The organism is Leptothermofonsia sp. ETS-13 (assembly GCF_049200465.1).
GTDB lineage: Bacteria > Cyanobacteriota > Cyanobacteriia > Leptolyngbyales > Leptolyngbyaceae > Leptothermofonsia.
Window position 1 is genome coordinate 4,472,399 of record NZ_CP120836.1, and the last position, 20,030, is coordinate 4,492,428.

Annotated in this window: 20 protein-coding genes and 1 tRNA gene; 12 read left to right on the forward strand and 9 right to left on the reverse strand. The window is 50.4% G+C overall.

Annotation, left to right across the window (positions count from 1 at the left end; translation table 11 throughout):
* Positions 1 to 37 precede the first annotated feature (37 nt).
* A complete protein-coding gene (gene cysH / locus P4D80_RS20280; RefSeq protein WP_421655832.1) occupies positions 38 to 772 on the reverse strand; it encodes a phosphoadenosine phosphosulfate reductase in 735 nt (244 codons plus the stop codon).
* 354 nt (positions 773 to 1,126) lie between these two features.
* Here cysH and P4D80_RS20285 point away from each other — a divergent pair, with 354 nt between their 5' ends.
* From P4D80_RS20285 to P4D80_RS20300, 4 genes are all read left to right on the forward strand, one after another.
* On the forward strand, positions 1,127 to 1,483 hold the full coding sequence (locus P4D80_RS20285; protein ID WP_421655833.1) for a glutaredoxin family protein: 357 nt from the start codon (positions 1,127 to 1,129) through the stop codon (positions 1,481 to 1,483).
* Positions 1,484 to 1,509: 26 nt separating this feature from the next.
* Positions 1,510 to 3,018, forward strand: a complete 1,509-nt coding sequence (locus P4D80_RS20290; RefSeq protein ID WP_421655834.1) for a UDP-N-acetylmuramoyl-L-alanyl-D-glutamate--2,6-diaminopimelate ligase — start codon at positions 1,510 to 1,512, stop codon at positions 3,016 to 3,018.
* Positions 3,019 to 3,218: 200 nt separating this feature from the next.
* Positions 3,219 to 3,821 carry a DUF1517 domain-containing protein gene (locus P4D80_RS20295; protein WP_421655835.1) on the forward strand — a complete coding sequence of 201 codons (603 nt, stop codon included), beginning with the start codon at positions 3,219 to 3,221 and terminating at the stop codon, positions 3,819 to 3,821.
* 7 nt (positions 3,822 to 3,828) lie between these two features.
* The gene (locus P4D80_RS20300) at positions 3,829 to 4,680 is read left to right on the forward strand and encodes a hypothetical protein (RefSeq protein ID WP_421655836.1); all 852 of its coding nucleotides are present in this window, start codon (positions 3,829 to 3,831) and stop codon (positions 4,678 to 4,680) included.
* 654 nt (positions 4,681 to 5,334) lie between these two features.
* On the opposite strand, the gene radC is transcribed toward P4D80_RS20300, so the two are convergent.
* Entirely contained in the window at positions 5,335 to 6,066 is a 732-nt protein-coding gene (radC, locus tag P4D80_RS20305) for a RadC family protein (RefSeq protein WP_421655837.1), read from the reverse strand.
* A 231-nt stretch (positions 6,067 to 6,297) separates the two neighbouring features.
* On the opposite strand from radC, the gene P4D80_RS20310 reads away from it, so the two are divergent.
* Positions 6,298 to 6,498 (forward strand): hypothetical protein, encoded by a 201-nt coding sequence (locus P4D80_RS20310; protein ID WP_421655838.1) that lies wholly within the window; start codon positions 6,298 to 6,300, stop codon positions 6,496 to 6,498.
* 125 nt (positions 6,499 to 6,623) lie between these two features.
* Here P4D80_RS20310 and P4D80_RS20315 read toward each other — a convergent pair whose 3' ends face one another.
* Complete coding sequence (locus tag P4D80_RS20315; RefSeq protein ID WP_421655839.1) at positions 6,624 to 8,015, reverse strand: malic enzyme-like NAD(P)-binding protein; 1,392 nt, start codon at positions 8,013 to 8,015, stop codon at positions 6,624 to 6,626.
* 331 nt (positions 8,016 to 8,346) lie between these two features.
* Here P4D80_RS20315 and P4D80_RS20320 point away from each other — a divergent pair, with 331 nt between their 5' ends.
* Complete coding sequence (locus P4D80_RS20320) at positions 8,347 to 9,258, forward strand: DMT family transporter (protein WP_421655840.1); 912 nt, start codon at positions 8,347 to 8,349, stop codon at positions 9,256 to 9,258.
* A gap of 832 nt (positions 9,259 to 10,090) precedes the next feature.
* On the opposite strand, the gene P4D80_RS20325 is transcribed toward P4D80_RS20320, so the two are convergent.
* The 3 genes from P4D80_RS20325 to P4D80_RS20335 all read right to left on the reverse strand — a co-directional run bounded on the left by P4D80_RS20325 (position 10,091) and on the right by P4D80_RS20335 (position 11,696).
* Positions 10,091 to 10,714, reverse strand: a complete 624-nt coding sequence (locus P4D80_RS20325) for a hypothetical protein (RefSeq protein WP_421655841.1) — start codon at positions 10,712 to 10,714, stop codon at positions 10,091 to 10,093.
* Between the two features lie 525 nt (positions 10,715 to 11,239).
* The gene (locus P4D80_RS20330; protein WP_421659573.1) at positions 11,240 to 11,485 is read right to left on the reverse strand and encodes a ribonuclease III domain-containing protein; all 246 of its coding nucleotides are present in this window, start codon (positions 11,483 to 11,485) and stop codon (positions 11,240 to 11,242) included.
* Positions 11,457 to 11,696, reverse strand: a complete 240-nt coding sequence (locus P4D80_RS20335; RefSeq protein ID WP_421655842.1) for a hypothetical protein — start codon at positions 11,694 to 11,696, stop codon at positions 11,457 to 11,459. Before P4D80_RS20335 ends, P4D80_RS20330 begins: the two co-directional genes overlap by 29 nt.
* 273 nt (positions 11,697 to 11,969) lie before the next feature.
* Between P4D80_RS20335 and P4D80_RS20340 the strand changes: the two genes are divergently transcribed.
* Entirely contained in the window at positions 11,970 to 12,791 is an 822-nt protein-coding gene (locus tag P4D80_RS20340) for a creatininase family protein (protein ID WP_421655843.1), read from the forward strand.
* 86 nt (positions 12,792 to 12,877) lie between these two features.
* Here the strand turns inward: P4D80_RS20340 and P4D80_RS20345 are convergent, their stop codons facing one another.
* Positions 12,878 to 13,612: a S1C family serine protease gene (locus P4D80_RS20345; protein ID WP_421655844.1), complete on the reverse strand. Its 735-nt coding sequence runs from the start codon at positions 13,610 to 13,612 to the stop codon at positions 12,878 to 12,880.
* Between the two features lie 10 nt (positions 13,613 to 13,622).
* Between P4D80_RS20345 and P4D80_RS20350 the strand changes: the two genes are divergently transcribed.
* Complete coding sequence (locus tag P4D80_RS20350) at positions 13,623 to 14,450, forward strand: hypothetical protein (RefSeq protein ID WP_421655845.1); 828 nt, start codon at positions 13,623 to 13,625, stop codon at positions 14,448 to 14,450.
* A gap of 143 nt (positions 14,451 to 14,593) precedes the next feature.
* Here P4D80_RS20350 and crtR read toward each other — a convergent pair whose 3' ends face one another.
* Complete coding sequence (gene crtR / locus P4D80_RS20355; RefSeq protein WP_421655846.1) at positions 14,594 to 15,544, reverse strand: beta-carotene hydroxylase; 951 nt, start codon at positions 15,542 to 15,544, stop codon at positions 14,594 to 14,596.
* Between the two features lie 463 nt (positions 15,545 to 16,007).
* Here crtR and P4D80_RS20360 point away from each other — a divergent pair, with 463 nt between their 5' ends.
* From P4D80_RS20360 to P4D80_RS20370, 3 genes are all read left to right on the forward strand, one after another.
* Positions 16,008 to 16,817 carry a COP23 domain-containing protein gene (locus P4D80_RS20360; protein WP_421655847.1) on the forward strand — a complete coding sequence of 270 codons (810 nt, stop codon included), beginning with the start codon at positions 16,008 to 16,010 and terminating at the stop codon, positions 16,815 to 16,817.
* 195 nt (positions 16,818 to 17,012) lie between these two features.
* A complete protein-coding gene (locus P4D80_RS20365; RefSeq protein ID WP_421655848.1) occupies positions 17,013 to 17,996 on the forward strand; it encodes a LysR family transcriptional regulator in 984 nt (327 codons plus the stop codon).
* 13 nt (positions 17,997 to 18,009) lie between these two features.
* Complete coding sequence (locus P4D80_RS20370) at positions 18,010 to 19,068, forward strand: anthranilate phosphoribosyltransferase family protein (RefSeq protein WP_421655849.1); 1,059 nt, start codon at positions 18,010 to 18,012, stop codon at positions 19,066 to 19,068.
* A 110-nt stretch (positions 19,069 to 19,178) separates the two neighbouring features.
* Here the strand turns inward: P4D80_RS20370 and P4D80_RS20375 are convergent, their stop codons facing one another.
* Entirely contained in the window at positions 19,179 to 19,379 is a 201-nt protein-coding gene (locus P4D80_RS20375) for a hypothetical protein (protein ID WP_421655850.1), read from the reverse strand.
* Between the two features lie 234 nt (positions 19,380 to 19,613).
* Between P4D80_RS20375 and P4D80_RS20380 the strand changes: the two genes are divergently transcribed.
* A tRNA-Val gene (locus tag P4D80_RS20380) sits at positions 19,614 to 19,687 on the forward strand.
* Positions 19,688 to 20,030 lie beyond the last annotated feature (343 nt).

Sequence of the window (20,030 nt, forward strand, 5' to 3'; positions counted from 1 at the left end):
TGCTCCTATCGAAATGGTGAAAGGATTTTTCCGTAGGTTAAAAATGAATACCACACTCTGACTTGCCGCCCATATCCCGCCAGCGACCAGCCCGCTCTTCTTCGCCTTCCCGGACAGGAGCGGTGAGGGGTTCATCCCCAATGCTGGGGTAGCCCTGGTCGTGGAGGGGGTTGTAAATCACATCGTGTTCAAAAACGTAGGCCCAGGTTTCCTTTCGAGTCCAATTGGCTAAGGGATTTACCTTCAGCCGCTGTTGCTGGTCTAATTCAAAGATGGGCATATCAGACCGGGAGCTTGCCTGGTCGCGGCGACGGCCTGTAATCCAGGCGATCGCGCCCAGCTCTTTCAAACCCCGCTGTAGCGGCTCAATTTTTGTGAGTTGGGAAAACCGGTCAATGTCTTTTTCCCAAAGAGCCTCCCCATATTTCGCTTCGAAAGCTTTCCGCGTCTTGACGCCTTTAATTTTGTAAATTTTCAAGTTTAGATCATAAATTCCCTTTGCCCGCGCCACCAGATCCAGGGTTTGGGGAAAGTGATGCAACGTTTCAAGAAAAAGAACAGGTACAGGTTGAGCAGGTTTGAGTTCCCGGTACAACAGGTCTGTAATCATCATATCATCCACATTGAACGCGCTGGCCTGCACCAAGCCTGTGGGCAAATTGACAACACACCAGGCAAGAATATCCTTAGGATGGGCTTTTTCAAATTTCTGGTTGAGTTTTTTGAGATCAAGGAGGGTTGGTTGGAGCAGGGGGTCAGTCGATTGAGTCATCGTCGCGTGAAATGGCTAGAGCTTCTGTAATCTCTAACATACCCAACTAGGGGATCCCTTGAGATAAATAATTGCTCTGAGGGGATGGTTCTTCTAGCTTGCTGGTGAAAGAGTAGCGTAAGCTACTCTTTCATCCAAACAAACCCCCTGGAATTATTGATTTTGTTTTGGTGGTAAGCTTCGCTTATTATCAAACTCCCAGGAGGGTCGAGGGGATAGAATTTAGGGGTTAGGGGCTAGAGGTTAGGAAAAAGGAAAGAAGAAATAAAGAAAAAAGTGCAGGAGAAACACCTGTGGTCTTTTATCCATAGCCTTCAGCCTTCATCAAAGCTCAAAGCTCATTACTCACAACAAATGTCTCACGTTCGGTTGATTCTTTATAGCAAACCTGGATGCCATCTATGTGAAGGGTTGCAGGAGAAGTTAGAACAAATCCAGAGTTTGGATCTGGAACTGGAAGTGCGAGACATTACTACCCGCCAGGACTGGTTCCAGGCGTATCAGTATGAAGTGCCTGTATTGTTTTTGGATCGGGGACTGGAGCAGGGGAGAGTCGAAGGAACGGAGGAACATTCAACGTGCAATATTCAAGATCTAAAATCGCTTTCTTCCCCTTCGCTCACTCCTCTACCCCGTTTCTCTCCGCGGGCAACAGTGCAACAGTTGGAGCAGATGTTACAGAAATATTTGCCGAACGATCGCAGAGAATAGAAGTGCTTTTGTGAGGGTTAGCTGACATGAAGTTGCGAGAGTTACTGGCGGCGGTTCCTGAAATCGCTCCACTGTCAGACCATCCAGCCCTGGATCTGGAAGTGAAGGGGTTAGCGACGAATTCCCTGGCCTGCCAACCCGGAGATGTGTTTATCGGTATGCCCGGTACCCGCGTGGATGGGGGGGATTTCTGGGCCGGGGCGATCGCCGCCGGGGCGATCGCGGCCATTGTTTCACCCCAGGCCGCCCAGAAAGCATCCAGCAGCGGACAATCGACGTTGGGTAGGGAACCGTGTATCATCTCCGCCAGTGACATGGTAAGGGCCTGTGCCCAACTGGCAGCGGCTTTCTATCGCTATCCCGCTCAGCAGATGAAGCTGGTAGGGGTCACGGGCACCAATGGTAAAACAACCACAACCCATTTAATTGAATTCCTGCTGAATCAGGCTCAGAAGCCAACTGCTTTGCTAGGTACCCTCTACGCTCGCTGGCGCAGCTACCAGCAAACAGCGGCCCACACTACCCCCTTTGCTGTGGAACTCCAGCGGCAACTGGCAGAAGCCCTGGCAGCGGGTTGTGAGTATGGGGTGATGGAGGTTAGTTCCCATGCCCTGGCTCAGGGGCGAGTGTTGAGCTGTCCATTTGAAGTAGCTGTGTTTACAAACCTGACCCAGGATCATCTGGACTTTCATCGTGATATGGATGATTACTTTTCGGCGAAAGCGTTATTGTTCAACACGGACTATCTCAAGGGACGCGCGGTGATCAATCTGGATGACTCCTATGGGCAACGGCTAATTCAACAGACTGGACAGGCACAGGTCTGGAGTTATAGCACCCAGAATTCTGAGGCAGACCTGTGGACGAGTGATTTGAGCTATGGACCAGACGGCGTCAGCGGTGTTTTACATGCGCCCCAGGGTAAAGTCCCATTTCGATCGCCCCTCGTGGGGCAATTTAATCTCTCTAACCTGCTGGCCGCGATAGGAGCCGCTCTGCATCTGGGGCTGGAGTTAGAAGAGATGGTGGCTGCTTTGCCCTCCTTCAGCGGAGTGCCAGGACGGATGGAGCAGGTCCACATTGCCCCCAACCAGGACATCAGCGTGATTGTGGACTATGCCCATACCCCAGACAGTTTAGAAAATTTACTGCGGGCGGCTCGTCCCTTCATTCAAGGCAGGATGGTCTGTGTGTTTGGGTGTGGCGGTGATCGAGATCGGGGCAAGCGGCCCAAAATGGGAAAAATCGCGGCTGACCTGGCCGACGGGGTCTACGTCACTTCCGATAACCCCCGGACAGAAGATCCCCAGCGTATTTTGCAGGACATTCTGGAAGGAATTCCAGATTCGGTGCAGCCAATTGTGATTGCCGATCGTGCCGAGGCGATTCGAACCGCCATCCTGCAAGCCCAACCAGGAGATGGTGTGCTCATTGCAGGCAAAGGTCACGAAGATTACCAGATTCTAGGAACCGAAAAGATCCATTTTGATGACCGGGAACAGGCACGGGCCGCTTTGGGCGATCGGATGCAATAGGGCATATCGGCAACAGAACTGAAGAGATCAACTCAACGTTCGGTTCTGGTTTAGATATCCACACCCCATGACTGACGGAATGAAAGCTACACCTGAAGTAGATTCTGTTGTGCGAATGATTGCCTCCTGTCTCCCTTATCGCCTGCCCCCTCACCCCTCAACTCACTAACAACCAACAACTAACAACTAATAACTTAATTATGAATTCATGGCGCGATCGCCTCAATCAGCTTGGTGGTAGAACCCGGTTTGTCGTTTGCCGGTTATTTATTCATCTGGCAGGGGAAGAGGTTGCCCCCCTGCTTGGAACACTTAACCGAGCTGCTCGTGAAGCGGTAGATGCAGAGGGTGACCTGGAAGTATTGGGGGAAGGGCTGGTTGAAATTTGCCAGAACCTGCTCCAGTATGATACCTACTGGCAATCAGCGGCGAATGAAGGGAACGTTTTTTGGGATGAGGGAGAGGCCGGAGATTACGTTACCGAACTGTTTACAGATTCTGCCCAACGCTACGGCAGCATTCCAGAACCAGATGATTCCGCCGCTTCTGATGAGCCGTTTTCCCTCCCTGTAACCCGTCATCTCGTTGTCATGCTGACGGTCGCTTACGAAGGTGAGGTGCCAGAACTGGAAACAGACCTTTCCAACATCACCGCCCTCAAGGCTGGGTTAAAAGCATTGATCAACCTGCATTATCAGCAGCGGCTAAGGGCTATTCAGGTTCACTTCTCTCCTGCCCAACTGGGAGACGAACTCACCTCCGATCAAGTCCTACTCAATTTTCCAGAACTCATTCCGCTTTAACACGATTATGCTTCGCCAATTTTTGATTTACTCAATGGCTCTGGTCCTGATTGGAACGGCTGTTGGCTGCGGTAGCCCGGTTATCAATGAACCATCCGCCAATCAGCCAACCCAGTCCGCTTCCCCTGCGGCTTACGAAAATCGTCTCTCTGATGGAGAGTATCCGGTACAACAGGCGACTTATAACGACGTCAATGGGGAATATAGCGTCGTTTTACTGAATACAAAACCAGGTGAGTCTTCCGTATACCGCACCACCAACTTGCCCATGGCACGCCTGACAAACGAGGAAATTTCAGCGGGCAAAAAGAGCTATCTCAAAGTCGAAAATGGACAGCCTGCTCTATATCTGACTGAAGACTTCAAGATTGAGTACGTCCACAACGTAACGGAAACCCAGACTAATCCCCAAACTGGCCAGCCAGAAACAGTTATCGTTCGTCAGGAGACGAGTTTTTGGACTCCGTTTGCTGGGGCTCTGGTAGGTCAGGCGTTGGGTAGCTTGTTATTTAGACCCCAGTATTACGTGCCACCCGTTTATCAACCAGGAATTTCTTTGACAGGTTTTGGTGGCTATGGGTCTACCTATGGTCAGGCTGTACAGCGCTACCAGACCCGCTATAATGCGCCTCCTGCGGAAGTTCGCAATCGTCAAACATTTCGAACAACGGGACAATTGCGATCGCCCTCCTCCATCCAAACCAGAACCCGCACTTCCCAGGGCAACCGTTCCAGTGGTTCGGGCTATGGCTCCAGCAATTTGCGTCGCTCTAACCGCTCCAATGAAACCTACCGTCGTCCTAACCGGGGTTTCGGCAGTGGCTTTGGCAGCCGTCCACACAGCTTTAGAAGACGTTAACCAAAAGTCCATCTAGAGCCAGACTCTGTTCCTATCTCAAGATAGATTGGGCCCAGTAGAGAGAACGCTACACTAAAACCATAGATGAAAAACCTATGGTTCACCAACACAGATGGCATAGCTATGGAGGGTCGAAGCAAACCAACTATCTCTAACCAACTATCTCAAAGCACAGCCCTGAGCCACTCTGGTTCAGGGCTTCAGATTTAGATAGCAGATGACAGGTGGCAGGTGTTATAGCGGTAGTCCTTATGGTTAGGACGGTGTGCAGGGGTGGAACCCCTGGCTGGGAGCGAAGTCCCCACTCCCTCTCTAATTCCAATGTCCTAACGCACCTGCGTAAAGCTATAACTCAAAACGCTTCTAGTGGTCTGTCAAGACTGTTTTGATGGGTTGAAAACCCTCAAAACACCTGAGAATTGAGTTTTGTAGATTTGAGTTATCCCTCAAATCTATCCTGACGGACTACTAGCCCCCAAACCCCCATGTTGCAAAATTTAGTGTTTGTAACACTAGTACAGCCCGGCGGGAATACGAATACCATTCTGGCTCCCTCCGACTCCCCACTCCCCAATCCAATGGTTACTGGACTAATGCCATCGTCCACTAGTTGTCCTAACCGCCCCATTGCCTGTTATAGAGAGACAGCACCATTTACTCTTCTTGAGGACATTCATTCCACAAATTGGTGACCTGGCGCATACTCAGAAAATCGCCATTACCTAGAATCAGATGATCCAGCAGGGGAATGCCTAAAAACTGTGCACCCGTAAGTAGTTGACGAGTCAGGGTGATGTCTTCAGAGCTAGGTTCCAGATTTCCTGAAGGATGGTTGTGCGCCACAATCATTCTGGTTGCTCCGCGTCGTAACACTTCACGAAAAATCTCACGGGGATGGGCCAGGGTTTCAGTGGCCGTGCCAATCGTGATGACTTGAGTGCCCAACAGTCGGTGTTTCACATCCAGGAGTAGAACTGCAAATCGTTCCTGGGTTTGCCACATCAAATCGTGACTGAGGGCAGCAGCGGCAACAGATGGATCATCCACGATCGCGCGTTCCGCAGGACGCGCATGAAATACGCGCTTGCCCAGTTCAACCGCCGCCAGAATAGTTGCGGCCTTCGCATTCCCTACCCCTGGAATGACCGTCAATTCCGCCACACTAATCTCCCGCAGTGCCGAAAGCGGATCGCGCTCATGCTCCCCTAGCTTCTTCAGAATGTATTGCCCCAACCCCACCGCTGATAGCTTTCCCGGCCCCTGTCCAGTTCCCAGCAGGATAGCAATCAGTTCGGCAGTCGAAAGGCTTTTAGGTCCATAGGAAACCAGGCGTTCACGGGGACGCTCAGCCGCAGGCATGTCTGCGATTCTAAGGCTATAGGTCATTGACGCACCAAAAGTAGTTGCAAAAAGGGATTATGCTCAGTTATCCCTGGAGGAGCATCGATAGCAACACCTTGGGAGCAGGGGCCAGGGATTGGAGGCTGGGAGGTAGGTGCCATTCCCGGTTAGGTTTTGCTCTCTTGTGGGAACTCTGTGGAGGGCAATACCCATCTGCCGATTGAGATTTATTCATCTGAAAATTGCTGTAGGTTTAGCAATTAGGATTTCAGGGCGATGTCTACTCCATCCTTTTTTAATACGATTGGTATCGAGGCTCTCGCTGAGCAGGTTTTGCTTTCCCGTCAGGTAACCTATGCTGATCGCCATCAAATCAAGCAAGCAATCTTAGGAGGTAGTCTGACAGAAGCCGATCATATTTTGCTTAACCGAATTCTTTACGGTATTCGCAAAGGAATATTGCGACTGGCCGATTAGACCAGGAGATGGGAGGGGAAAAGGAAAAGGGGAAAGGGAAAAGAAGTGATGGAGTACTCCATCCCCCCATCCCCCTATCTCCCCTTGCTCTTCATCCCTTATTAATTGACAACTAGCCTCACCCCCTAATCGCCCGCAACGCCATCCTCACGGGCAGAACGTTGGACGGCGGCAGATACAGCAGTAGCAACCCGTTCATCAAAAACTGAGGGAATAATGTGTTCCCGGTTGAGATCGCTGGGCTTGACCAGAGAGGCGATCGCATGAGCCGCTTCTAAATACATGCTGGTAGTTAGCGTGGAGGCACGGCAGTCAAGCGCTCCTCGAAAGATTCCTGGAAATGCCAGGACGTTATTAATCTGATTAGGATAATCGCTGCGGCCAGTTGCCATGACCGCAACCTCTTCAGCGACAAGCTCAGGCTGGATTTCAGGGATGGGATTTGCCATAGCAAAAACAATCGGATCTTTGGCCATAGACCGCACCATTTCGGGCGTTACTACGCCGGGAACACTGACGCCTAAAAAGATATCGCTGCCTTGCATCGCATCGGCCAGTGACCCCCCTTGCTCAACAGCAAACTCTCGTTTTTGTTCAGTCAGATCAGTGCGATTGGTTGCTAGAATTCCCCTGGAGTCACACAAGCAAATGAACTCTGCCCCTGCTTTGCGAAGGAGGCGGGCGATCGCCACACCCGCAGCCCCCGCTCCGTTGATGACAATTTTGACCTCTGCCATCGACTTGTTCACTAATTTCAAGGCATTGAACAGTGCAGCCAGTGTGACAATGGCAGTGCCGTGCTGGTCGTCATGGAATACGGGAATGTTTAACTCTTGTTGCAGGCGGGCTTCAATTTCAAAACAGCGAGGAGCTGCAATATCCTCCAGGTTCACGCCACCAAAGACAGGAGCAATGTTTTTGACAGTTTCTACAATCCCATCCGGATCCTGAGTGGCCAGACAAATCGGAAAGGCATCCAGACCGCCAAACTCCTTAAACAGCATAGCTTTACCTTCCATCACAGGCAGAGCGGCTGCCGGTCCCAGATTTCCCAACCCCAAAACAGCACTGCCATCGGTGACAATTGCAACGGTATTTTGCTTGATAGTAAGGTTATAGACTTCATCAGGGTTTTGAGCGATCGCGGTGGAAATTCGCCCAACCCCAGGAGTATAGGCCATTGCCAGATCCGCCTGTCCCCGCAGCGGAATGCGACTTTGAATGCTGATCTTGCCACCCCGATGCAGGTTGAAGGTGCGATCATAAACATTCAGGACTTTAATTTCCGGCAGGGCCTTGACTGCTTCCACAATCGTTTCAGCGTGTTCTGTACTGGCAGCATCCACCGTAATATCCCGCACAGAAATCTGGCGAGTTTGCTCAATCAGGTCAATTTGCCCCATACTGCCCCCCAGGGTTGAGATGGCTTTAGTCACGCTTGCCAGCATACCAGGGCGGTTAGGAACCTGAAAGCGAATCGTCAGGCTGAAACTGGAGTTGGGAGTAAGATCAGTCATGGTAGTTGGATTTGAAATTTTGAGTGGTTCACGGTGCAGCGTTTTCTGCTACAGCAATCCTATATTTGGATAGTGAAAGAGCTTTCCCGCCAGAGCAAGGCTTTCGGACTCTCCTTGTTCACAAACAATTCAGGACAGCTATATCAGAGTTTGGTAGCGCGTCAGGTCGGTGGCTGGTAGGGAAGCCTCATGAAATGCCCCTACTAACTGCCACTTGCAAAGTTGAAGACCAACATTGAAGATCAACAAGCGTCCTTGGCTTAAGAAAATCTCCGACACAGGATTGTACCAAGTCACACCAACCGATGGGAGAAGATACGGGATTGCTTCAATGAAACTAAACCCACCTGAAAGCTGGAAAATCACTCTCATTCTGGCAGTTGGAATCCTAGCCACCTCTACCGCAGCCATTCTGGTGCGGTTGGCAATAGCTGAAGCGAATGTATCCGGAGCAGGGTTTAGTCTGGTGCTGGCTACATCGCGATTGACTTTGGCCGCGATCGCCCTGATTCCCACCTGGGCTCATCTTTACCATAGCAAACCTGCACTGTCCGCATTTCGCTATGCAACCTTTGCCGGAATTGCGCTGGCGGTTCATTTTGCGACCTGGATTACGTCGCTTTCCTACACGTCGATCGCGGCCTCTACGACCCTCGTTACCACAAACCCAATCTGGGTTGCCCTGCTCTCCTGGTGGTGGTTCTGGGAGAAACCTGCTCGCCTCACCCTGGCAGGAATGACTGTGGCTTTAGCAGGTGGTGCTTTAATTGGTTGGGGCGGCAAGGCCAGTGCTTCCGGTTCTAATCCACTGTTGGGTGATGCGCTGGCTCTGACGGGGGCCTGGGCTGCCAGTTTGTATTTTCTATTGGGACGAGAAGCCCAGCGACGGGGACTGGGGATTGGCAGTTACGCCACGGTGGCTTACAGTGTGGCAGCGATCGCCCTATTACCCCTGCCATCCTTATTTGGGGCCTCCTACACAGGCTACACGCCGTTGACCTATGGCTACATTGCCTTAATGGCACTCCTGCCTCAACTAATTGGGCACACCAGCCTGAACTGGTCTCTTCGCTGGCTTTCTCCCATATTGGTGACGCTGTCTATTTTGTTTGAGCCAGTGGCATCCAGTGTTCTGGGGTTTTTGATATTTAATGAAGTGCCCAGCTTAATGGTGAGTGTAGGGGCAGGGGTGCTGCTATTAGGAGTCGCGATCGCAACCCTCCCTGCGAAACAACCCTTATAACGAAAATAAGCTACGCAATGAATCGTTACTAGCTGTGATAAAGATCACACAGAAGAATGATCTTGATCGCGATAACACAGCAACACAACCGACATACTAAAAGAGACTCAACTATAGCCGAGTCATCAACAGGGAACACACAACTGCCGACAGGTTTCTTCTGGAGACCGTCGGTTTTTTATTTGTCAGTAAGTGTAATAGGGAACAGAGCTTTGGCAATACGGATAAAGGGAAAAAGAGGATACCGGACTACTCTTACCCTTTTTGACATTGATCTAAATCACACAAATGCATGATTTAGATCGCGACTGAAGAAACGGACAAATAACATACTAAAAGAGACTCAACTTTAGCCGAGTCATCAACAGGGAACACACACGACTGCCGACAGGTTTCTTCCAGAAGCTGTCGGTTTTTTATTGTTTAGAGTGATTGAGCCGTACCGTGTTAAAAATAGCGGCACCCGCCCATTTAGCCCAGAGGTGTTTGCCCCCTCCAGGGGTGTTCCTGGCGACAGGTAATGTTAATAACTGTTGCTAAATCCGTGTCCCTTACGCAAATTCTCCCTTTACACAGTGACAAAGATCACATCTACAACTGATCGAGATCGCTCTTTCAGCCCAGTACAACCGACATACTAAAGAAGACTCAACTTTAGCCGAGTCATCAACAGGGAACACACGACTGCCGGCAGGTTTCTTCCAGAAACTGTCGGTTTTTTATAGCCATTACCACCAGGCTTAGGACGGGGTGCAGGGGTTCCACCTCTGGCTGGGGGCGAAGCCCCTGCACCTCCAATTCAGTATTCTAAGCAAGCTGGCGGCAGCTATATTTACCGCATTGCACCCATTGTTGTTTTCCAGGAAAGTTCTTTACATAAAATGCTGAGTGCCCGTTGATCGGCTCCGCTAAAGAGATTGCTATCAATTAATTCTGTCAGCACTTGCTGAGTGAGTTGTGCTGCAAACATTCCACCACATTTCAGCAGGTGACTGTAGTAGCAGAACTGGGGACGTTGCTCCTGGTTGAGGTGAAAGCGGTAAATTTCATCCTGCGTCATGCGATACACCACCGTATTGACTGGAACAACGACTCTGGGAATCCCGTGAATGCCATAGGATTCTCCATTTTGCTTAACAAACGTTCCAATCAAAACGGTTCCCAGAAGGGTGCGAGTTTCGTAGATCAAATCCGGCGAAAAAATGGGGTCAGGCTCACTGGAGAGGCGCGGTCCCATATTAAGAAACATCGGATTGAACAGTTGGGAGTTATAAATCAGCCCTACTGCCCAATGCCGTCCTTTGCTCTCTAATTTGACAAAGGAACCGAACCCGTAGTCGTCTGGTTTAGGGGGAGAATCGTGGCTTTTCTCATCGTCTACCTCTACGATGTAATCGCAATGAGAATTCGATTTGACGATTTTGCCCAGACGCACAGCCAACTCTCCTGCTTCCATACCACAGCTCCACATCAGGATACGCGAGGATGAAGAAATAGGAACATTTGTACAAAAATTTTCAACTGATACCAATGTTTTATGAAGCTGTATATTATCAACCCCGGCTATCGCTGTCCCCCTTACCAATGGGGACTACAGAGAGTTCTGATTCTATGCATCCTCATATATTTAGCATGAGACAGTTGTTGGTTGTTATCTAATGGTTCGCTAAAGGAACTTTGCCTGATTATCTAACCCAGAAAAACCAATTTACGGGGCGTTGCTGAATTTGGGTATGAAATAGATGCTGTATGCTCGAAACTTCGTTTCGATTTATGCTGCTTTACAGCAACGCTTCCTAACCCCTAGCTCCCAGGTAGAAAGTCTATAGCGATAGCCACTAGGCTTAGGACGGGGTGCAGGAGTTTCACCCTGACCCCGTTCAAATTTCAAGAAGGACGCTATATCTGTAGCCTGTTGCCGATAGCCTGTTGCCCTGCTAAACGTCAGATTTCAGGGAAAGTTCAGTCTGGTATAACATACTCAATTTCTTTCTGCCTGAAATACATCGCTAAACAATCGAATAATAGTTTCCCTGGCGGCACGATAGCCTCCATCGAAATAAATCCCTCCAATTACAGCTTCAAAGGTTTCTGCTAAAACGCGGGGTTGTTCATAGGCTCTTTGCTTTTTTTCCCCTTCCCCCAACCTGATCACAAACCCCACTCCAATAGCTTCACTGATTCTTGCCAGATTGGCTTCACACTCTAGCGCTTTCTTCTTTTTCAGTAATTTCCCCTTTGGTCTGGTAACCTGCCCGGATCAGTAATTCAGTCAAAATTGCTTTTAACACGGCATCTCCCAATACACAAAACGCCTGCTGATCTTCACACACCTGTCCTTTCTGAAACTGCTCTAAAGCATGGGCTTTGGTGGTCAGGGCACGGGTTAACAGCCGCTTATCAAAGAAGAAGTAGCCGAGTTTTTCTTCAAGGGTCATGGGACTTGGAAATTTGGGATTTTGGATTGGGAGATGAAGGGAGAGTAGGGAGGGAAGAGGGGAAATGAGATGATAAATATGGCTTCTCTGCCGCCCCTCACCTTTCTCTAATAGCTATAGCTGTCGCCAGGTTGCTTAGGACATTGGCTTTAAGGGGGTGTGGGGGCAAAGCGCCCCCAGCCAAGGGTTCCTACCCCTGCACGCCGTCCTCAGCCTGGTGGCTATCGCTATAACAACCAACAACTAACAATCTCTCTCCCCCTCAATTTTCCTATGATGCACACCTTTATTCCGCCCGATCGCTTCTTTCCCTATCTCACCTGGGTTGATGTGGAATCCATGCCCGATCGAGCCAATGTGGTGGTGATTCAACCTGTGGGAGCGATCGAACAGCATGGCCCCCATTTACCCTTAGCCGTGGATGCGGCGATCGGGTTGGGGGTGTTGGGGCGGGCATTAGAAAAGCTACCTTCCAACGTTCCGGCCTATGCTTTGCCATCTCTCTATTACGGAAAATCCAATGAACACTGGCACTTTCCGGGCACTGTCACATTGAGTGTGCAAACGTTACTGGCAACCTTAATGGAAGTGGGAGAAGCGGTGTACCGGGCGGGGTTCCGCAAGCTGGTGTTGATGAACTCCCACGGTGGACAACCGCAGGTGATAGAAATTGCCGCACGGGACCTACACCAGAAATATGAAGATTTTGCTGTATTTCCGCTGTTTACCTGGCGAGTACCGAACATTGCAGCAGATTTGTTGAGCGAAAAAGAGTTAGCGTTTGGGATTCATGCCGGAGATGCGGAAACCAGCCTGATGCTCTCCCTTTTACCCCATCAGGTCAAAATGGAACGAGCAGTTACCGAGTACCCCCAGGAGCTACCCACCGGGAGTTTGCTCAGTATGGAAGGGAATTTACCCTTCGCCTGGGTAACGAGAGATTTGAGCCAGAGCGGAACCCTGGGTGATCCGACAACCGCCACCAGGGAGAAGGGCGATCGCATCCTGGAGTCCCTCTCAGATGGCTGGGTGCAGGTGATAAAAGACATCCATCGCTTTCAGCTACCTCAGGTCTGGAAAAGTGAGGGGGGATAGGGGGATGGGGGGATGGGGTAATGAATATCCCCTTACTCCCTCCTTCCCTCCCTCTCTTACTCCATCACTCCCTCCATCACCTCCCCTCAGCTACTCTTAGCCGCCCGGCGGGTACGCTCAATAAACATCCGCATCGGAATCACACTGGTTGCTAATCCGCTCCCATCTTTTAACAACCCTTTGTTGACTCCAACCATTTCCCCCTGGGAGTTGAGCAACGGCCCACCTGAGTTTCCGGGTTGAAGCAAGCCAGTGCTGGTTTGCAGGCTGCCGTGTTTGGTGATTCTGGTAAAAGTGCCCTTAGTAAAGGTGCCTGCCTGCCCACCGGGACTACCGATCGCATACACCTTCTGACCCGGTTTGAGGTTCATCTTGCTTGCCAGCCGCACAGTTGGGAGGCGATCCTTCGTTTCAAGCTGAACCAGCGCCAGATCATATTGCATATCAACGGATGTAACCCAGCCCTTATAGGTTTTGCCTCCAGCGGTCTTGACTGTCATCACGGGTGAACTCCAGACAACATGCTTGTTGGTGATCACCAACCCCTCAGAAGTGATAATGCTCCCTGATCCAATTTCCGCACCACAGTAAATCGTTACAACGGCTGGGTTGACCGTTTGAAAAATTTCATTGGCAATCTGCTGTTCACTCTTAACTAGAGCAGGCTGGCGGTTTCCTGCCTGAAGGGTTGGACTATTAAGTGCCGGAGCCTGCTTTTGCCCCCCCCGGTCTGTCAAAACCTGGGTTGCCGTCTTGATCCCTGCGGCGGCAAGGATCAGCGTAAGTGAGGCAAGGCACAGCAGCAAATACCGGAGTTTCATATTTAGAAAAATGATGTACATTGAGCTGGAGCATTCGCCCCTTTCGATTAAACACAGTATTCTTCCCTATGCAACGATGATTTTCAACTACAAAACCACATTATTGGCTGCGATCATTGGACTGGGTTGCGGAACTGGTCTGAGCGGCTGTTCCGTTTCTTCCCTTCCATTTTTGGGTGAGCAACCCGTTGCTTCCAGTGCCTCACCCTCTCCTGCGGTCTCAACATCGCCTGCCGCATCGGTTCAACCGGCGTCTCCGGCTCCCTCCCCTGCGGCAAAGCCTAAGCCCAAATCTAAAATTCCGCTTACGGTTGAAAAGCTTAAAAATACGGAATACTACATTCTTGCGGAAGGCCCTGCGAAGCTGACCAAAGGAAAGTTTGAGGACAAGAAAAAAAGAAAATTTGTGCTTGGCGATCCAGTAGCCTACGGTGACTTGAACCGGGATGGCATTAAGGATGCGATCGCCCCTTTAGACATCACCATTGACGGCAGGCGCTTTACCTACCTGGTCGGTGTGGTTAACAACGGTGGCAATCCCAAACATGCCTCAGCAGAATTTTTGGGTGAAAAGGTAAAGGTGAAAACCGTTTCAGCCAACGCGGGGAAAATCGAAGTGAAGTTTGATAAGTACGCTCCCGGCGATCCAGAGGGCTATCCCAGCCAGACCATTTCACGCACCTATACATTTAAGCCCTTCAAGTCGGCTGAAGAGGAAAGTAAGGACAAGAAGAAGGACGACAAATCTAAAGATAAAAAGCCAGAAGCGAATAAATCTAAAACAGATAAGAAAGAGAAGGAAACAAAACCCTCTCCCGAAGCCTCTCCAAAAAGCTGAGGGTCAGAAAGGAGCCAGAAGCCAGGAGCCATTGAATAGGGATTGGGAGCCAGGGGCTAGTAACTCCTCACCCCTTCAATCTTTTCCTGTTGCCCGTCGCCTGTTGCCTCTATCAGCACTCACCTGCCTATTCACTCAATGGCCTATCTAGCCATCTTCTCCTCGGATGAGTTTGATGACAGTGGGTGATCCCCTACTTTGCTTGTCTCACTGTGATCTTTTTTATGAAAGTGGATTCCCAGAATGATGTCATAGATGAAACCAAAGAAGTCTCTGGTGGTTTGCAGCAACCCTAGTGACTGATGGGAGCCCTTCTCATCCAATAGGGGTTTTGTAGCAAAGTAGGCTCGCTCGTAGTTGTACCAGGGAATTGAGGGCCAGAGATGATGAACCAGATGATAATTCTGTCCCATAATCATCAGGTTCAAAATGGGGCTGGGATAGACACGGGCATTCTTCCAGCGATCGCGTTCCTTAAATGGACGATGGGGCAGGTAGTCAAAAAATAATCCCAACTCCCAACCCACGATCGCCAGCGGCACAAACCAGAAGTTAAAGATATAACCAATGAACCCGTACTGATATCCCAGAAAAACGATCGTAGCCAGCAAAGAACGGGCAATCACCCATTCCAACAACTCATATTTGCGCCACAGCCGACGCTGAAAAAAATAAATTTCGTGATAAAAAAATCTTGCATTAATCAACCAGAGTGGCCCCATCGTAGAGACTACATGGTCGGGATCGTTTTCAGGATCATTCACATTTGCGTGATGCTGCATATGCACCCGCGTGAACACTGGAAACGAAAAGCAAAGCATCTGGGCGCTTCCGTGTCCGAGAATTGCATTGATAATCCGATTTCGATGAGCCGCGTTGTGACAGGCATCATGGATGACGGTGCCAACCAGGTGCAATGCCAGTAAATTTAAGACAAACGAACACCACTGATACCAATGCCAACAAAAGTAACCAAAGGTTGAAATAGTCACCATAGCAACCGCCGCTAAAAACATTAGCAGCGTTGGGTTAAAATCACCGGGAGGACTTAACAACTCCTTGGGTACCGTCAGGGGCTTCACTGCCTCCGACATTTATAGCTTCGCTCCTCTTCGCAATCACCACAGGGTAGTATACGCTACCCATTGCACGAAATAAAGTTTTGTGAAATTAGCTCATCTAATCTAACGGTACAGATTCAAGAAGTAATCTGGAATCCTTTAAGAGGATTTCTTCCTGGCTCTCCTGGCTCAACGGCCTAAATGTCTAAGCCACATAAGAGTCTAAGCCACATAAGAAAACTGTAGAAAGGTAACATTGAGGAACCTGGAGCAATGATTTTCAGTCAGAAGCCCTGGAGGAGTGATTGTTTGGGCCTATCTGCAAATCTGCAAATTTTCTGATGCTCCCTTAGAAGTCATGGTGCTATGACAGACGTGCAGAGTCCCAGTTCATTGATTTTGCTCATTCACTAGAAAGCTCATTCACTAGAAATACTTCTACTAAAAAATACCTGGAGGGGATTTGACTATGCTGTCACGGGGGGTTAAATCACGTATGGCGAATAGAGTACTGGCTTTAAAAGGATTGGGGTTATCCCTGGGCGCTATTGTTCTGATGGGAACTGGTACTGCGATCGCCGCACCCCTATTTCCAAGTGCATCCCAGTCCTCTCAAACGGCTCAGCAAAGGCCAGCCGAAGACCCAAACACCGCTTCTGATGATGTGATTGTCGATACGGAATCCCAGAGACCAGATTCAACCAGCAATGGGTCTTCCTCCAGATTGGCAGGCACTCGATTTAGCTGCCAGCAGAATGGGGGACAGTTTGTTGTCATGTACCACCCAGAAAGCCAGCCAGGGCAGTCTTACCCATGGGCAAATCCAACGGCGATGGGGGGCGGCTGGACGCCAGAACTACGCTGCCGGGAAATCAGCCGCCGACTGGAGTCTTACCGTCCCGATGGCTTGCTGGAAATGCGGACTGCGATTGAGAATGGCTACAACATCGTCTGTGTCACGACTCAAAAGGTTCCCAGTTGCCGCATTGTGCTGACCGTACCGCCTGGACAAGATCCAATCGCAACGCGCGATCGCGTCTTTCAAAACCTGACGGTTGCGGATAGCGGACAACAAACTCAAGCAGTCAATACCTTTGTTGAAGGCAACTGGGGCAGCGGCATTGTTGACGAACTGGGCAGGCTGATTAATGTCAATCTGCCAGGGCTAAGCCAACGCTCAGGCTATTCAGATGCTATCGATCTGCGCCCATTCCTGGATCGGGCTGATGGAGGAACGGGGACTTATTTACGGGGAGGAACTCCTAACCGTCCAGCCCCCCGATTAAATCCCAATCGATTTCGCTAAGGCTCACGGATCCCACCTAACTAACAGCTAACAACCAACAACTAACAACTCCTCTTAAACCTGACACCTACTCTCCTTTAACCAACAGGGCACGGTACGCCGTGCCTTTACTGTATCAATCTCTACCGAACTGGTTAGAGAGATCCGTTAAGGTCACTTCAAGCTGAATTTTGTGACCTGAATGACAGTGCCTTCATGCGCCTAGAACAGTTACAAGCGTTTCTGGCTGTAGCAGAGACCGGGAGTTTTCAACAAGCGGCTCAGCGGTGCGGGATAACGCAATCTGCTATCAGTCGTCAGATTCAGGGCTTAGAAACGGATCTGGGTGTCACGTTATTTCATCGAGCCAATCATGCCAGATTAACTATGGCGGGCGATCGCCTGTTGCCCCGTGCTAAAAAGATTTGTCAGGAGTGGCAAAATGCGGTGCAAGATCTGGCCGATCTGATCGCTGGCAAACAGCCAGAACTCTGTGTCGCGGCGATTCATTCCCTCTGTGCCTACCACCTGCCGCCCATCTTGCAGCGCTTCTGTCAGAGCTATCCAGATGTGCAATTGCGGGTTACTGCTCTGGGCAGCGATCGCGCCCTTAAGGTTTTGAAAGATGGACTGGTTGACCTGGCGATCGTCATGAACAACCGCTTTCTCACCACCAATGCCGAAATGGTGGTCGAAGTGCTGTATGATGAGCCGATTAAGGTTCTGGTAGCGGTAGACCATCCTCTAGCCCAGTTTGAAGCGGTGCCCTGGGATGAGTTGGCAAAGTACCCCCAGGTTGTGTTTAAGGATGGATATGGAATGCAGCGGATCGTGCAGGAGCAGTTTGAACGACGGGGAGCAACTCTGCGGGCTGCACTGGAACTCAATACCCCGGATGCATTTCGGGGAGTGGTGCGGCAGGGAGAACTGATTGCCCTGTTGCCTGAAACGGCTCTTGTCGAAGCTTATGCCGATCCCACTCTGGCGGTGCGTCCAGTCGCCCCCAGTTTAACCATCGGTCATCAAAAACCGGATGTTCTGCCCGACCCACCTCTAACCCGCCAGGTTGTACTGGTTACGACTTGCGATCGCCTTCAAATCCCTCCTATTCAGCACTTCTACAAGCTTGTTTCTGAACTGTTGCCGCTTCAAGTGAACCGTTTGCCTTTGTCCACCGCCAGTGGGGAATCCAAACTTTAAGCTGATAACTGTTATGAGCCACGCCTTCAGAGAACTGCTCCGCAAAGTGGGAAGCGGCATACATACCAATGAAAACTTAACCCGTGAGGAAGCCGCTGCTGCGACTCGGATGATGCTGCTTCAGGAGGCGACCCCCGCTCAGATTGGAGCTTTTATGATCGCCCATCGGATTCGACGACCAACGGGTGAAGAACTGGCGGGCATGCTGGATGCCTATGATGAACTGGGTCCAAAACTGCACCCCGTTTCTACCCCTTACCCGGTGATGATATTGGGAGTTCCCTATGATGGGCGATCGCGCACCGCTCCTGTCACACCCCTGATTGCCCTCATCCTGGCAACGGCTGGCTGTCCGGTGGTTTTGCATGGGGGCGATCGCATGCCCACCAAGGAGGGCGAACCCCTGGTCAATTTCTGGCGGGGACTGGGAGTGGACTGGACAAAGTTGCCCCTGGAACGAGTGCAGCAGGTACTGGAGCAAACGGGTATTGGTTTTGTCTACCTGCCTCTTCACTTTCCCCTGGCTTACGGGCTTGTCCCTTACCGAGAACAGATTGGCAAGCGTCCTCCCTTCGCCACAATGGAGTTGATGTGGTGTCCCTATGCCGGGGAAGCCCATGTCGTATCCGGCTTTGTCCATCCACCAACGGAGGGGATGTTCCAGGATGCCTTTGCCAGACGCAAAACTCCCCTTTTCACCACCGTGAAAGGGTTAGAAGGTAGCTGTGACCTTCCCCGCGAACGGACTGCCATTATTGGGTTAGGGCAATTCAACGCTGAATTTGAGCGCTTACATCTTCATCCCCGCGACTACGGCTTTGAAGGCAAAAACGTACCCTTCGACTCAACTTCTCAGGTTCTTGCAGCCATGCAGTCTGTCCTGCAAGGAGAACCTTCCGAATTAATGAACTCGACCCTTTGGAGCAGTGGGTTTTATCTCTGGCGGTGTGGTATCTGTTCCTCCATTGAAGCTGGAATTGTCGAGGCAAGACGTCTGCTCACTGGTGGAGAGGTGATGCAGAAACTAAGGGCAGTTCAGGAAGCGATCGCGCCGTTGCATCTGGCGCATTGATAAGGCAGGCGGTGCTACCCTGCGGTTAGGTCAAGGGTTTAATAGACAAAAAAGAGCTGGTTACCAGCTCTAATACTGATGTGGAAAAATTGTGAGGAGTAGATAGTCTCTTAAAGGGTCTGACGAGAAACCAGTTTTTCAAAGGTTGCCTGGGTTTGATGCAAAAGTTGCTCTCGGCTATCAACGGTTTTTGTGAGAGTAGGAACCAGATTACGAGCTTGCAAAGACATGTGAAGTTGGAGATGGGCAACGTATTCACTTAAATCTTCGCGGTAAGAAGAATCGAAATTTTGCCGTGAACGCGTATCCAAAAGTGTTCTCCTTTCCTAACTCTGCATTGTCAATCAACGTAACTGAAGGTATCACGCAGGGAGACACACTTCTGGCTTCGCAACGAAGTTTAACCAATAGGCAGCAGTACTGTTTAGAAATTTAAAGGTTTATAAATCACGATTTAGAATCCGGAAGTTGGCAGGAGGCAAGTGCTTCTGAAATGTTGCCTTGCAAGCATGGGCGAACTTGTGTTATGCTCATATGCCGTCCCTGGACGCATAGCTCAGTTGGTTAGAGCACTACGTTGACATCGTAGGGGTCACTGGTTCGAGTCCAGTTGTGTCCATCCTCTTAAACCCTCTTCGGCAATGGTTTTTGTAGTTTGAAGAGGTAATACTGGTGGAGCTGGATAGAGAGGTCGCCCGCCTGATACCCCCTCAACCAAGGGAGTAATGGTTAGCGAATATGCGGGCGTTCCGAAGTTCTCTGTGAGTTACAGGTGAACCTCTAAGCGCAACAGTGATTTAGGTACGTTGAAGGGAATCGGTTGAGAGATGGTTGCAATTATCGCTGAGCACATTGAAATAACGCCGGGAGTGTGTGGAGGGAGACCCCGCATTGCAGGGCATCGGAATCACGGTGCAGGATGTGGCACTCTGGCACGGGCGGATAGGATTGTCGCTGGATGA